This window comes from Mycobacterium gordonae (genome assembly GCF_002101675.1).
In the GTDB taxonomy this organism is placed as follows: Bacteria; Actinomycetota; Actinomycetes; order Mycobacteriales; family Mycobacteriaceae; genus Mycobacterium; species Mycobacterium gordonae.
Map to the genome: position 1 here is coordinate 42,614 of NZ_LQOY01000226.1, position 13,132 is coordinate 55,745.

The 13,132-nt window shown below is 61.7% G+C and carries 15 protein-coding genes; 8 read left to right on the forward strand and 7 right to left on the reverse strand.

Features of this window, described 5'->3' with window-relative positions; all coding sequences use genetic code 11:
* The first annotated feature begins 2 nt into the window (after window positions 1-2).
* The 3 genes from AWC08_RS28505 (at window position 3) to AWC08_RS28515 (ending at window position 2,247) form a co-directional block, all read left to right on the forward strand.
* Window positions 3-1,199: an EspA/EspE family type VII secretion system effector gene (locus tag AWC08_RS28505; protein WP_085088598.1), complete on the forward strand. Its 1,197-nt coding sequence runs from the start codon at window positions 3-5 to the stop codon at window positions 1,197-1,199.
* A gap of 64 nt (window positions 1,200-1,263) precedes the next feature.
* On the forward strand, window positions 1,264-1,581 hold the full coding sequence (locus tag AWC08_RS28510) for an ESX-1 secretion-associated protein (protein ID WP_069435106.1): 318 nt from the start codon (window positions 1,264-1,266) through the stop codon (window positions 1,579-1,581).
* Window positions 1,582-1,623: 42 nt separating this feature from the next.
* Window positions 1,624-2,247, forward strand: a complete 624-nt coding sequence (locus tag AWC08_RS28515) for a hypothetical protein (protein ID WP_069435105.1) — start codon at window positions 1,624-1,626, stop codon at window positions 2,245-2,247.
* A 156-nt stretch (window positions 2,248-2,403) separates the two neighbouring features.
* Here the strand turns inward: AWC08_RS28515 and AWC08_RS28520 are convergent, their stop codons facing one another.
* Window positions 2,404-3,126: a hypothetical protein gene (locus AWC08_RS28520; protein ID WP_142283864.1), complete on the reverse strand. Its 723-nt coding sequence runs from the start codon at window positions 3,124-3,126 to the stop codon at window positions 2,404-2,406.
* Window positions 3,127-3,347: 221 nt separating this feature from the next.
* Between AWC08_RS28520 and AWC08_RS28525 the strand changes: the two genes are divergently transcribed.
* Entirely contained in the window at window positions 3,348-4,139 is a 792-nt protein-coding gene (locus tag AWC08_RS28525) for a phosphatidylethanolamine N-methyltransferase family domain-containing protein (RefSeq protein WP_069435103.1), read from the forward strand.
* An 18-nt stretch (window positions 4,140-4,157) separates the two neighbouring features.
* Here AWC08_RS28525 and AWC08_RS28530 read toward each other — a convergent pair whose 3' ends face one another.
* Together AWC08_RS28530 and AWC08_RS28535 are read right to left on the reverse strand one after the other, a co-directional pair.
* Window positions 4,158-4,970, reverse strand: a complete 813-nt coding sequence (locus tag AWC08_RS28530; RefSeq protein ID WP_172835274.1) for an enoyl-CoA hydratase/isomerase family protein — start codon at window positions 4,968-4,970, stop codon at window positions 4,158-4,160.
* Window positions 4,971-5,032: 62 nt separating this feature from the next.
* Window positions 5,033-6,259 carry a cytochrome P450 gene (locus tag AWC08_RS28535; RefSeq protein ID WP_069435108.1) on the reverse strand — a complete coding sequence of 409 codons (1,227 nt, stop codon included), beginning with the start codon at window positions 6,257-6,259 and terminating at the stop codon, window positions 5,033-5,035.
* Between the two features lie 205 nt (window positions 6,260-6,464).
* On the opposite strand from AWC08_RS28535, the gene AWC08_RS28540 reads away from it, so the two are divergent.
* From AWC08_RS28540 to AWC08_RS28550, 3 genes are read left to right on the forward strand one after another with little or no spacing between them, the layout of a single operon-like run.
* Window positions 6,465-7,019, forward strand: a complete 555-nt coding sequence (locus tag AWC08_RS28540; protein WP_069435102.1) for a TetR/AcrR family transcriptional regulator — start codon at window positions 6,465-6,467, stop codon at window positions 7,017-7,019.
* Window positions 7,020-7,050: 31 nt separating this feature from the next.
* A complete protein-coding gene (locus AWC08_RS28545) occupies window positions 7,051-7,311 on the forward strand; it encodes a type II toxin-antitoxin system Phd/YefM family antitoxin (protein ID WP_069435101.1) in 261 nt (86 codons plus the stop codon).
* Complete coding sequence (locus tag AWC08_RS28550; RefSeq protein WP_069435100.1) at window positions 7,292-7,681, forward strand: type II toxin-antitoxin system VapC family toxin; 390 nt, start codon at window positions 7,292-7,294, stop codon at window positions 7,679-7,681. Before AWC08_RS28545 ends, AWC08_RS28550 begins: the two co-directional genes overlap by 20 nt.
* Window positions 7,682-7,897: 216 nt before the next feature.
* On the opposite strand, the gene AWC08_RS28555 is transcribed toward AWC08_RS28550, so the two are convergent.
* The 3 genes from AWC08_RS28555 to AWC08_RS35910 form a co-directional block, all read right to left on the reverse strand.
* Entirely contained in the window at window positions 7,898-8,272 is a 375-nt protein-coding gene (locus AWC08_RS28555; protein ID WP_069435107.1) for an FKBP-type peptidyl-prolyl cis-trans isomerase, read from the reverse strand.
* A 79-nt stretch (window positions 8,273-8,351) separates the two neighbouring features.
* Entirely contained in the window at window positions 8,352-9,773 is a 1,422-nt protein-coding gene (locus AWC08_RS28560; RefSeq protein ID WP_069435099.1) for a DUF2252 domain-containing protein, read from the reverse strand.
* A 253-nt stretch (window positions 9,774-10,026) separates the two neighbouring features.
* Window positions 10,027-10,269 (reverse strand): hypothetical protein, encoded by a 243-nt coding sequence (locus AWC08_RS35910; protein ID WP_069435098.1) that lies wholly within the window; start codon window positions 10,267-10,269, stop codon window positions 10,027-10,029.
* A gap of 574 nt (window positions 10,270-10,843) precedes the next feature.
* Between AWC08_RS35910 and AWC08_RS28570 the strand changes: the two genes are divergently transcribed.
* Complete coding sequence (locus AWC08_RS28570) at window positions 10,844-11,695, forward strand: hypothetical protein (protein WP_142283865.1); 852 nt, start codon at window positions 10,844-10,846, stop codon at window positions 11,693-11,695.
* 749 nt (window positions 11,696-12,444) lie between these two features.
* Here AWC08_RS28570 and AWC08_RS28575 read toward each other — a convergent pair.
* On the reverse strand, window positions 12,445-12,708 hold the full coding sequence (locus AWC08_RS28575; RefSeq protein ID WP_232008099.1) for a helix-turn-helix domain-containing protein: 264 nt from the start codon (window positions 12,706-12,708) through the stop codon (window positions 12,445-12,447).
* Window positions 12,709-13,132 lie beyond the last annotated feature (424 nt).

The following is a 13,132-nucleotide window of genomic DNA, read 5'->3' on the forward strand; positions in this document are numbered from 1 at the left end:
ACATGGGTGCGCTGGTAATCCTTAATTCCACGATCAGCTTCCTCGAGACTCTGTATGCGACGCTCGGGGTTGGAACGCCGGTCACCGGAGAGGTATTCGACACCAGTTCGTCGACGTTCCTGGAAGCCATCGAAACGCAGACATCGACCGTCCTGAGTGACAACTGGCTTGGCACTGCGGCCGACGCATATTCGGAGAAGAGCAAGACTCTCCAAGACGCCGAGCAGATTATGGCCGACGTCGACTACACAACCGGCACACTGGTGTCGGACCAGGCCGACGCGGTTGAAAAGGCGCGCAATACCCTCAAAAAATGGATAAACTTTCTCGAGGACTGCAAGCCTTATGCCAAAGCGCTCTACGACGCTATTGTCACAATTGCCGATTCGTATGTGTTCCAGGCCACGGTTTCTGCCGTCGCGGTGACAGCTTCCGGTATCGCATTGTTGGAATTGCTGCTCACCACATTTAAAAATGCCGAAAAGCTGGTTGAAAGTATCGAAGAAATAGTCGAGCTAATGGCGCAGTTGCCGAGCGATTTCACCGAAGACCTGGCCGCGCTGTCGGAAGGCTTGCTCTCCGCCCTGGAGTCCGGAATTTCCGACCTTGTCTCCGATGTGGAATCGGAGGTCAGTGAACTTGTCTCCGCCGTCAAATCCGAAGTCAGCGGAGTCATCTCGGCACTGAGGTCGGAATTGTCCGACCTGTCCCTGTCCGACTTGTCCCTGTCCGACTTGTCCATGTCCGACTTGTCCCCGTCCGACTTGTCCCTGTCCGATTTTTCTTCGCTGTCGGACTTGTCTTCCCTGATGTCGATGTCGGGCTTGAACTCATTGTCCGATGCGACCGCATTGTCCGACTTGACGTCGTTGCCGGGCTCGAGCGCCTTGTCGGATTCGACCGCGTTGTCGGGCCTGACGGCAACGTCGAGCTCGGCCGTTTCGCCCGGATTGCTGACTCGGTTTGCCGGCTACACCGGGTTCCCCACATCCGAGCAGACAAAGGGTCAGCTGGGCGCATTGGACAAGCTGGCCGACGAAGAGTCGCAGACCCCGCAAGCCGGTTTGCCTCCAAGTCTGGTGCGCCGTTCTTCGAAGGATGCGGGAGGTCAAAAAGGTGCAGCCGCGGGTGCGGCCGGCGCGGAACGCGCACCCGTCAATGCGGCCGCTTCCGGATCGACTCAACAGCGCACCCTTTGATGCGATCGGCCGCCAAACGGCGTGGCCGTCGGAAACAGAACATCTCGCTTAAGGAGAATCCGCCATGTCAGATTCCTTGGCCGTCAACCCCGACTTTCTCGGCGTGCTCGCAAACGCCCAAGAACAAGCCGCGGCATATGTCCAGTCCGCGACCGAAACGGTTGCGGGCATCGCCGAAGACGTTGAGACCACCCACGGTTCGTATACGTCCAAGTTCACCACCACGCTGACGGCGCTAGCCACGATCCGCAACTCGGTGGGCACGAGCCTCTACGCGCTTGGCGGCGAGGTTGCCTCGAATCTGCGGCTCGCAGCCAAGGCCTACAGCGAAGCCGACGATGTCCTGGCGGAGCTGATGGAGAAGATCAAGTTCTCCAGTTGAGCACTCCCCCACTGGCAATCACTACCGAACGATGAGGACACGATGATCGACTGGTCCGGCACAGACGATTACCTCGATGAGCCCGTCACCCTGGATATGTACGGGCGGCCAAGGCGCCAAGTGCCCACTGACCAGCAGACCGATGCCACGGTGAACTGGCCAGCCGATGACTGCGCCGATTACTCGTCCACCCTGGATCTGTACGGCCGCCCTGTAAACCGCGTGTCGACGCGCGGCGACCTGGCCGGACAGAGGCCGGTCGAGTCCGAGGTTGCCGACCTCGAGCCGCACGCCTTTCCTCCCTTGGCCGGGACGACGGCATCGCCTGAGTCCGGCCTGGCAAAGGTGGCCAATCCGCAAGGGACCGTGGCGGTGTCGGCAGACATGGGCGGCAGAATCCATCGGGTTGATCTTTCCGCGGGGGCGACAAGCATGGGGGAGCAACAACTCGCGGAGGAGATATTGGTCATCGCGAACCTCGCGCGGCAACGAGCGCGGTCCGCCCAATACACGCTGCTGCTCGACACCTTGGCCGAGGCGCCCGTTCAGGACCCCGAAAGCCGGCCCGCCCTGCTGGAATTCGTGAGAAAAACCATGGGCGTCGCGACGCCGGAAGATGCCGCAGCGACCGAAGAGAAGGTCTTTGCGACCCGGTACACACGCTGATGTGTTGCGAATCCCTGTGCCTTCAAGGAGATTAACGCCTCTTGCGCCAACTCCTCGGCGTCGATTGCGCCAGCTTGCTCCGCGGCGATCATCGTGGCTGAATCGCCCGCTTGCTATCTTCGCCGACCGGGGCCGTCGGGAAGTGCCTGTGGGGACTTAGTTCCCCATCTCGAGCACTTGCTGCATCACTTCCTCGTTGATGAACTCGAACTCGATGTCTTCGACGTTCATGTGATGCCGCACGTAATTGACGAAGTCACTCATTTCGTCGTTGAACGCATCGGTGGCCCGACGCTGCAGGTGCGGCGCGACCAAACCCATCATCTCCTGGGCGAAGGCGCGGTATAGGACTCGTTGTGCGGAGTCGGCGACATCCTTCGGCGCGATGAGGCGAAGTTCCGTCAGCAGGGTGAATCTGTGTCGGACCACCTCGTCGTAGACACCGGTCGCGCGTACCAGCTGAGTCAAGATCTTGGTTCGACTGCCACCGGCTTCGATTGTGGGGTCGATCTTCTTCGCGACCCGGAACAGTTCCTCTTCCGTGCTGGCAGCAGTGAGCTCGTCTGCCACCGGTCCGAGTTGCTGTGTCATCCGCTTGAGGACGGACGACTGTTCCGCCATCTCCCCCATCCCGGTCATCCCGGCGACGAAACGCATTGCGGCTTCGCGCAGCAATGTGTTCCGCTGCGCGGCTCTTTCGGCCGCTGTCGCTCGCTCGTGAGCTACCTTCGAGGTCCAGTAGGTGGCGAGCCCTCCCACGATGGCGCCGAGAAGGCTTGCCGTTGCCGTGATGACCGGAACAAGCCAGGCATAATCACTGCTCATCGAGACCTCGCTGAATCTTACGCAAGCAGAGCGGTTTTCCCGTATTTCGAACACTCAGCACCGTTGAGATAGGCCGCGACCTCCTCACTGGATTACCGGCACTGCGACGATAACCTCCGTCGGGCAGCGGTCCGGCCGTTCTCGTTGACGGAGGTGTCGTCACCCTAAACCACCGCGGTCGTGTTTGATCCTGTTCCTCGAAGGCCGTTTTCTGGTAGGAAGCGAACGCGTCTTGGGATCGGGTAACTTCGCTGCCAGCTCTCGAAGGGAGACTGATGAACTGGTACACCGGCAACACCACTTACGACACCGTTGTGACGATGGGTTTGGTCATCGCGGCATTGGTGATCATCGGCGGTCTGTTCCGGCAGAGCCCTTACGGCCGATTCGGCGCCACGGCGCGCGGAGTCAATCTCAATCCGAAGCTCGGCTGGTGGCTGATGGAAATACCCGCAACCGTGGTGTTCGCAATCTTCTATCTCGCTGGGCCGCAACGATTCGACGCTACGCCGCTCGTGCTCGCGGCCATCTGGCTGATGCATTACGGCAACCGGGGATGGTTCTTCCCGTTGTCGATCAGACAGGTGCCCGGCAAACGCGGCAGCTTCAACATCGTCGTGCTCGCCTTTGGCATGGTGATCACCACGATGCACGGCTACCTCAATGGCGCGTTCTTCAGCCAGGACTACAAGCATCAGTACGGCACCGATTGGTTGACCGATCCACGGTTTCTGGTCGGGCTGGTCGTTTACCTCGGCGGATTCGTCCTGCTGGTCCGGTCAGAATCGATCGTGCGCAACCTGCGGGACAAGGCGAACCCGGGCGCAACCGAGTACAAGATCCCGTACGGCGGCGGGTTCCGGTTCGTCACCAGCCCGGCATACCTGGGCGAGCTGATCGCGTGGGCGGGGTTCGCCCTGCTGACCTGGTCGCTCGCCGGGGTGATCATTTTCCTGATCACGGCAGGCAATTTGGTCCCGCGGGCGTTCGCCACGCACAAGTGGTACCAGGAAAAGTTTCCCGATTACCCGCCCGAGCGAAAAGCGTTGATACCCGGGCTGATTTGATCAGGTCACAGCGTCGCGTCAGACCCGATCCGACGGCTTGGCGGCCTTCTTCATCAGCTCAGCCAGGTAGTCACGGAATTCCTGGGACCCGGTCACGACCGCCTGCAAATCGTTGCTGGCCTGCTGGTGCGTCCGGAAGCCCATGTTCTCCCACGCCCGCAGGATCCCAGCCTTCGTCGCCTGCAACGTGATCAGCGGTGCCTTCGCGATCTTGGCTGCAAGCTCCTCCACCTCCGCTTCGAGCCGTTCGCGCGGCACGACCCGGTTCACCAGGCCGAACTCGAGAGCCTGCTGGGCGGTGATCTTCTGTGCGGTATACAGGTATTCGGCCGCCCGCTTGTAGTTCATGAACACCCACGGCTCGAACATCGTCTCCGAGCCGGGCAGGCCGAATCCGGGAACCAGTGGCATCTGAAACCACGCGTCATCGCTGCAGACCGTGATCTCCGGAATCAGCGCCCACGTGGTGCCGCCGCCGATCGCGTAACCATGCACCTGGGCGATGACCGGCTTCGGGAATTCCCAGAGCTTGAGCACCGGCCACAAGAACAGCTGCGCGGCCGAACGCCACACTTTGCCCGACGCCTCGATCTCGGCCTTGAACTCTGGGTAAGACCCCTCGGGGATGTGGCCCGAGCAAAACCCTTTCCCGTTGGCCTTGATGATCACGACTTTGACGTCGTAGTCGTACTGCGCGTCGTCGAGCGCATCGTTGACGCTGTGCACCATCTCGGATGTCTGGGCGTTGGCGCGATCCGGGTTGTCCAAGATGATGCGCGCGATCGGCCCGTCCTTCTCGTACACGACGTGGTTCATCTTCCGCGTCTCCACTGCAATACCTCCTCAAGCTTGTGGGCCGGGCGCCCAAACTTCGAGGGCGCTCAGGCCGATGGTCACAGTCGGATGGGTACCGCCGCCGGACCGCGTACGGAGTTCGTATGTACATGCTCGACGGTGTCTTCGTCGACATCCCAAGAAGGAAATCGCTTCAACGTCTCCTCCAGCGCCACCCTGGCCTCCAGCCGGGCCAGGGCGGCACCCAGGCAGAAGTGCGCGCCGTGCCCAAAACTGACGTGACGGATGCCGGTTCGCTCGACATCGAAGACATCGGCGTTCTCGTATTGGCGCTCGTCGCGGCCCGCCGCGCCGGTCAGCAGGGCCACCTTCGCCCCGGCCGGGACCACCACACCATGAAAGATGGTGTCACGCAGGGTGAAACGCCCCTGGACCGGAGACGGCGCATCGTATCGCAGCAATTCCTCCACCGCCCCGCCGATCAGGCCGGGGTCGGCGACCAGCTTCGCGCGCTGGCCCGGATTGCGCGCGAGGGTCAGTGCCGCCCACCCGAGAAGTCTGGCTACCGTCTCGTTGCCCGCGACGTTGATCATCGCAACGAACATCAGCAGTTCGCCGTCGTCGAGCCGGCGTGGTCCTGCTTCGGGCACAACGAGATCGGCATTCATCAGATCACTGACGATGTCGGTCGTGCTGTGCTGGCGGCGCAGTTCGATCTGCTGCTGGTAGTAGGCGAACAGATTCGCCGCGGCCTGCATCCCCTCGGCACTGAGTTCCGTGCGCCCTTCGTCGCGGTGCAGTTGCGCGTCCGTCCACTCGCGCAGGTTGTCGTGGTCCTTCTCGGGGAAGCCGAAAAGCGAGCTGATCACCATGACCGGCAGCTTGGCGGAGAAGTCCTGAACGTAGTCGAACCCGTCGGTGCCGACGTGTCGATCCAGATAGCCCTTGCACAGTTCGCGGATGTGGTCCTCCAGGCCGGCGATCCGGCTGCGAAAGAACGTGCGGTTGACCATCTTCCGCAGGCAGGTGTGGTCGGGAGGATCCATCATGATCATCGGCTGGGGCGCGGCCAAGGGTTCTTCGCTGATCACATCGAGGAGGATGCCGTGCGCAGACGAGAATGATTCGGTGTCCAGCGATGCCGTCATGACATCGTCGAACCGGCTGAGGGCGTAGAAGTCGTGTTCCGCGTTGTAGTAGACAGGCGCTTCGTCGCGCATCCGCTGCCACACTGCGTACGGGTCAGCGTGCAGGGTCCGATCGAAGGGGTCCCAGCGCAGATCCGTAGGCTGATTCGGAAGCGGCGAGCGGCTCGAGTCGGCCATGACCGGCATGGGGTTAAGTTCATGCGCATCGCGCCGTTCCGTCAACGATGCGAGACGAAGTTGAGAAGTCTGCTTCTGCGACCTCAACGTAAGCCGTTCTCACAGGTCGGCTCCTAGCAGGGCATTTGCCATGACAGAATGAGCGCAATTCTTCTCACCGTAAGAAGAGTGGTTCGTCTATTTCCAACGCAACCGGCAGGTACTGATGCCACACGACGACTGGCTGGTGGGGCGAGATCGAGCCACCGAGGCGACCGCACGCATCCTCAACGCGGCTGCCGACCTTATCTCACGCCACGGATACGGCGCATTCTCGATCGACGCACTGGCCGCCAAAGTGCATTGTTCCCCAGCCACGATCTACCGCCACGCCGGCGGCAAGACAGCGATCCGCGATGCCGTCGTCGCCATGCATGCGAACCGCATTGTGGAACGAGTTCGCGACGCGATCAGCGGGCTCAGTGGCTCAGACCGGGTGGTCACCGCTACCGCGATCGCCCTCGAAAGCATCCGATCTGACCCGCTCGCACAGATCATGCAGGCGATGCACACCGCGGCCGAAAGCGACGGGTTACTCCGCTCCCCCATGCTCGCCCATTTCGCCGCTGAAATGCTCGGGCACAGCGCACCCGATCCGTTGGCAGAACAGTGGCTGATTCGCGTCTTCTTGGCACTGTGGACGTGGCCCCTGCAAGAATCCGGCGCCGAGCGTCAGATGCTGCAGCGATTCCTGGGCCCGCCCTACGGGCAACTGGACTAGACTAAACTAAGTCTAAGCGTATCCTTGAGCAGTGACGGTAAACGTGAACATCCATGAGGCGAAGACGCACCTCTCTCGACTCCTCGAGCAGGTCGCGGGCGGCGAGCGTGTGATCATTTCGAAGGCCGGCAAGCCGATAGCGGATCTGGTGCCCCATAAAGCGGTCGATGTCGCGTTCGGCGGACTACGGGGCCAGCTCACCTACGACGACTCCTCCTTCGACGTCGATCCGGAGATTCAAGAGATGTTTTACGGCACGCAACACCCCGGCGATGCCGATGCTGCTTCTTGACAGCCAGACCCTTTTGTGGCTGCTCGATGACAACCCACGGCTCGGCCCCGAGGCTCGGACGACCATCAGAACGGCGGCAGGCGTGCACATCTCTGCCGCGACTGTTTGGGAATTGACCATCAAGACGATGCTCGGCAAACTCTCCGTGCCGAGCGCGCTGTCCGCAGTCCTCAGCGGGCAAGGTCTCCTACTGCTGAACATCACTGCCGAGCATGCCGAAGCAATCCGCGACTATCCCGAATTGACGCGGCACGACCCGTTCGACCGGCTCCTCGTTGCCCAGGCCGACCGGGCCGGCTTGCAACTGCTCACCGCTGACAGAGTCCTGCTCAGACTGCGAAAGGAGTTCATCCTCGATGCCACGAAGTGACAGGATGCGAACCGTTGCACGCGGCTCGTGCTAGATCGAGGCATGACGCACGAGGCAATCGAGAGGTTCGTCGTGGATGTGCGGAGCGAGCCGGCGTTTCACCCCGATGACGTGGCCGACAAGATGGATGAGCCCGTCATGCCGCCGGCGCGGAGTGCGCAGAACACGCCGCTGAGGCCGATTCTAGGGATGAAAGACGTCCGGTGCGGGCCGTGGCTACCTGACCTCAAGCAGGTCAACCACGAAGATCAGCGACTCGCCCGGCTTGATGACACCGCCGGCGCCACGATCGCCGTAGGCGAGGTGGGCGGGAATGAGCAACTGCCGGCGACCGCCGACCTTCATACCCTGCACGCCCTGGTCCCAGCCCTGGATGACCTGGCCGACGCCCAGTCGGAACGTCAACGGCTCACCGCGGTTGTAGGAAGCGTCGAACTCCTCACCGGTGGAGTGAGCGACGCCGACATAGTGCACGACCACCGTGTTACCGGCGGTAGCCTCAGCGCCGTCGCCCTCGATGACGTCGGTGATGACCAGGTCGGTGGGCGGCTCTCCGCCGGGGAAATCGATCTCGGGCTTCTGTGCAGTCATGCTCACCACATTGGCAGATGGTCGCCGGTGGTCGTGCCGACGGGTGGTCGCAACACAGCCGGATCGAACGGTGTGCGGCCTACACCCCGCGTTCGACGGGAAGCAGTCCGCGGTCCACAGCGGCTGTGAGGGCGGCGTGGTCGGCTTCGGTCTGATCGGCGTAGCGCCGTGCGAATTTACACAACGCCCTGTCGACGCGATCGGAGCTTCCCAGGTACCCGGCGATCATCGAGGCACCACTGGTCCTCGCATGGCCCTTGGCAAGAAGCTGACCCACCACTCCGGCGTAGTCAGACAACGCCGCCGCATCTATAGCGTCTAAACGTATGCTGCCCTTCATGTTTCGGAACTGCCGCACGTAAAATTGCCGTCCGTCCATGGTGGTCCAGCCCAACAGTGGGTCGCTGACTGTCTGCAGCTGCTGCTGGTATTCCACGACACGCTGCCCCTGGTGCGCGTGCCACGCCGATTCACCGTGCACGTAGCGGGCCAATACCGATCGGCGTGCCTGCTTGAGCTGTAGGAAAACAACGTCCTCTTCCGACGAACCCTCTAACAGCGCGACGTAGGCGCGGAGGCCGACACTACCCACCCCGACGACCTTGTGTGCGACGTCAATCAACGTGTAGCCGCCGAGTACGCGACGCCAGTAGAGGGGCAAAGTATTCAGATACTCGTCGAGCGCCCCGGCCAGCAGCTCCGATTCCCGAGCAGACAGTCGCGTGATAAGGGGCGGTTCCTCGACAATCTTCCGTTCACCATTCACCTCATGGGTGAAGCGCGGCAACGCTCGGTCGCCGGTGCGGTTACGCGCCCGCTTCGCCGACCGCGCGACCTGTTCGCTAAGCGGGCCGGTTGTCTCGGCTGCCAGCCTGTCGACGTCGAGCCGAACGAAAGACCTTGTGAACAGCGGCAGGTCGGCGAGCCGCCGCAACTCTTGCCGGTAGGAGGCAACACAGGAGCGTACTGCGTTGCAACAGTGGTCTTCCGACGTCCCGTTCTGACGTCCGGCAACCCAGATGCTGGCGGACAATCGCCGCAAGTCCCACTCCCAGGCGCCCGGGTGGGCCTCGTCGAAGTCGTTGAGGTCGATCACGAGATCCCGCTCGGGAGAAGCATAGAACCCGAAATTGCCGAAGTGTGAGTCACCGCAAACCACGGGCGTGATTCCGGTCGCGGGCAGATGCGCCACGTCCTCGGCCATCACTACAGCGCTGCCACGCAGGAATCCGTATGGCGAGTCCACCATGCGCCCGACCCGGATCGGGATCAGCCGGTCGACCCGGCCCTGGTGGCTTGCGTTGATGAGTTCCACCGGGTCAGGACGATTAGAAGGTGCGATCCACTCAGCTAATGACCTGCGCGGCACCCGCTTTCGCAGGCTCTTGCCGAGGGCATAGCGCTCTGCCCGTGCGGCCGGTCGCTGGCGCAACGACCGGTACGCAGTGCCATCGACCTCTTCAAGAACCGTGTGCGCGCCTAAAGCTGCGCTGCCATCCATATCAGGTGGATACCTCGTTTGGGGGAAGCAATCCAGACGTCCGCTCAAGTTTTCTACTATCCTGCTCGCGGCATTTCGCGGGCGCTCGCGGCGAGATGACATTCCAAAAAGTGGAGCTGCCGGGAATCGAACCCGCATCTAAGCCAGGAGTTTTGGCCTCTGAACTGCCCCTTCGATCCAGTTTGGTCCCGTTCAGTACGTCTCGTTACCTGCGGTTGTGTTTTCGGGTCTTGACGGCGTGAATGCTCACGATCTACCGCCCAGGCTCGCAGGACTCGTAGGACTGGTCGGGTTCGTCGGACTGGTCGGACTTGACGGACTCGTCGGACTGGTCGTGGTCGGTGGAGCCTTCGGGCTGGTAGGACTCGTCGGGCTTGTAGGACCGGTCGTGGTCGGTGGAGCCTTCGGGCTGGTAGGACTTGCCGGGCTTGTAGGACTCGTCGGGCTCGTAGGACTGGTGGGCGTGGGACTCGCAAGGCCCGGGCCTTCGCCACACCAGTCCCGCACATCTTTCGGGTACTGCTCGAGCGGTAGAGGACAACGCTGCCCCGGCGGGAAATTCACGCCGGCGTTGAGTAGATCGCAGGGGACGTAGACCTGCTTGCCTGTGGGGGTGTTGCTCAGACATTTCGTCGGCGGATCGGCATGGCCCTGGGCAGGGACGGCGAGCACCACCGCCAAAGCGGCGAGCAACCCGATAGCAACGCGACAATTCACGAGCACTACTTTATCCAGAGCCCCTATCACGATGGACTTTGCTGGGAGATAGTCAGCCACAGCCGGTGAGAAAGAAACGGACCAGAGTCTCTGACTCTGACCCGCATCTTCTTGGTGGAGCTGCCGGGAATCGAACCTCACTCCCCGCATACCATAACCGCTGGCGACCTGCAGTTACCTGCATTGAGACGACGCGAAAACACGTCTGATGACGTGGGAAAACGCCGCAGCTTGTTGACCACGTCAACAGTGGCGAGCCGACCACAGGTGGTGACGAAAAGCCAGCGAAGGCAAGCCCTCATGCTCCCAGCTCTTGCCGATTCGGAGTTGCCCGGAATGAAGTGTCGGCCCCGATGGCTAAGATCCGCCGCATGGTAACGAATCCCCCGCCTCCGAGCTGGCAACCGGGCGCACCTGTGCCCGGCCCGCCATACCCGCCTTATGCCGGACCGCAATACCAGGCGAAGCAAAAGAACCCGCTTGGATTGATCGCCTTGATCGTCGGCATCGTGGGATTAATTTTCGCGTGCATTCCAGGAGCGCTCATTGTCGGATGGGTGTTGCTGCCAATCGCCTTCATCCTCGGCATCGTGGGGCTGTTCCAGTCCGGGAAGGCCAAAGGACCAGCTATTGCTGCGGTTATTGTTTCTGTTGTTGGAACCGTCGTCGGCGTTAGCGTTTTCGTTGTTGTAATCGGCGATGCGTTCGGCAACGCATTCAAGAAGTCGGACCTGTCACCGTCTGCCCCGACACCGAGCGGTCGCAGCGGCCGGGGCGATCAACCTGCTGCTCGGGGCAGTAGGGACAACCCGCTTGCCATTGGCGAAGCGGTGAGTAATCAAGACTGGCAAGTCACCCTTGGCGCTCCTCGTGAAGCTACAGCAGAGGTCGCCGGAACCAACCAGTTCAACAATTCGCCGAAGCCGGGTATGGAGTACTGGATTGTGCCGGTGACGGCCACCTATGTAGGCAACGCCACCGGCAATCTGATGTTCGGCATCAGGGTCCAATTCGTGGGTTCTGACAATCGGACGTATAGCGATCCCTGCGGTGTCATTCCCGATCCCCTCTCTAATGTTGGCGACCTGTACCGGGGCGGAACGGCTCGAGGCAACACCTGCGTTGCTGCCCCTGCTGGGGCTGACGGATTGTGGACTGTCACCACCGGCTTCAGCGGAAAGCCCACTTTCTTTGTTGTGAGGTGAGAAGCTCCGCCGAGAAGCTCGGTTACGAACCGCCAGCCGCCGCGAGGGGAACGCAGGCAGCAACGCTACTTGCGAATCAAAGACCAGCCTCGATCCCGGCGACGAGCCGGTGCACGTGCGACAATGAGGGTGACGACTGATTGATCCGTTGATCCGATACCTGCATCGGGATCGTAGAGATGCTGGCATTGGCGGCAACAGGAGCCGGTTCTTTGGGCCACCTGCATCGGACAGACGTTGGTGGAAGACACGGTCGGGAGCGCGGATTTCTATGCGCCAGCGTGTGTACTGGGCTGATTTGTCTACGACTGAAGCTCCGTGCAGGGAATGTTTACGGGTCCACCGGATCGTAGGGTTGGCCGTAGGTGACAGCATGCTGCTCTTCTCGTGCACCCGGTAGCAGGGCGCGGACGAGCGTAGCCACCGTTGGGCAGCCCTATAGAAGAATCACAAACCGGGCGAAACCAAGTGGTATAGAAATCGCGCAGCAGGTTTTCATTGCTGCGGACTTTGCCTGGAATGCGCGGCGCGAGCATGCTGCCCAGAAATGGGCGCGACCAGCGTTTATTGCGGACCCGCCGGCGTTCGGTGGCGCGGTCTGATTACTGGTCGGGTACCGGGAGGGCGGCATTTTTACACTTGAGGGGCCCGCTGGGCCTTTATCAAGCGTCATCATGCGACGAAGCGCAACCGAGGTCGAGGTTGAAACCTGCCGTCGCCATGGGTGTGGCCGAGAGTGGTTCGAATGCTCAGGCAGACTCTCCGGGTGGCACTGGTAATCCGCTGACGAGGCATCCGGCATCAACTTCGAGACCGTCGGCGATCTTGATGATGGTTTCCAACCGGAGGCTCCTCTGGCCGCGCTCCACCTTGCCCAGCTGTGTCCAATGGATGCCACAACGAACGGCAGCCACCTCCTGGCTGAGGCCAAGCTCCTGGCGACGGTCACGGACCCGCTCGCCGAACACGCGGGTCGTGTCGTTGAGCGGCGGCTTGGGATGGTCGTCGGACATGATGACCAACCACATATGGCCCGTGCGGAATGGGCCAGAGCGTGCTGTACGCATGCGTATTGGACCCATGCGTAAGCGGCTTTACAATCCCGTCTAGGGACAACGTAAGGGGGGCCATCAGTTGGCTCGAAAATCGACACAGCGCTCAGCATCTGGTCTGCTGCCCAGTCTCACAATCTGCTGGGTGTTGGGTCTGGCTCCTGCGGTACCCGCGTGCTCAGCCGGCACACCGGCCCCGTCGGGGCTCAACGCGCACCAGTCCTGGCGAGCGGGTTATGAGACTGCTCGGCGCGACTATCGGGGGATATTTGTTCCTCGCTCGGTGCAGCAGCAACTTGCGGGCGCGAGTGTTGACGACGGTTGAAAACCAGGCCAGTCGCGACGGTTGAAAAGTAGGCCACCCGATCAGATTGGATGGGTGATC

Coding starts and splice junctions, on each gene's coding strand:
- AWC08_RS28505 (WP_085088598.1), top strand. CDS start 3: ATGGGTGCGCTGGTAATCCTTAATTCCACGATCAGCTTCCTCGAGACT.
- AWC08_RS28510 (WP_069435106.1), top strand. CDS start 1,264: ATGTCAGATTCCTTGGCCGTCAACCCCGACTTTCTCGGCGTGCTCGCA.
- AWC08_RS28515 (WP_069435105.1), top strand. CDS start 1,624: ATGATCGACTGGTCCGGCACAGACGATTACCTCGATGAGCCCGTCACC.
- AWC08_RS28525 (WP_069435103.1), top strand. CDS start 3,348: ATGAACTGGTACACCGGCAACACCACTTACGACACCGTTGTGACGATG.
- AWC08_RS28535 (WP_069435108.1), bottom strand. CDS start 6,259: ATGGCCGACTCGAGCCGCTCGCCGCTTCCGAATCAGCCTACGGATCTG.
- AWC08_RS28540 (WP_069435102.1), top strand. CDS start 6,465: ATGCCACACGACGACTGGCTGGTGGGGCGAGATCGAGCCACCGAGGCG.
- AWC08_RS28550 (WP_069435100.1), top strand. CDS start 7,292: ATGCCGATGCTGCTTCTTGACAGCCAGACCCTTTTGTGGCTGCTCGAT.
- AWC08_RS28555 (WP_069435107.1), bottom strand. CDS start 8,272: ATGACTGCACAGAAGCCCGAGATCGATTTCCCCGGCGGAGAGCCGCCC.
- AWC08_RS28560 (WP_069435099.1), bottom strand. CDS start 9,773: ATGGATGGCAGCGCAGCTTTAGGCGCGCACACGGTTCTTGAAGAGGTC.
- AWC08_RS28570 (WP_142283865.1), top strand. CDS start 10,844: ATGGCTAAGATCCGCCGCATGGTAACGAATCCCCCGCCTCCGAGCTGG.
- AWC08_RS28575 (WP_232008099.1), bottom strand. CDS start 12,708: ATGTCCGACGACCATCCCAAGCCGCCGCTCAACGACACGACCCGCGTG.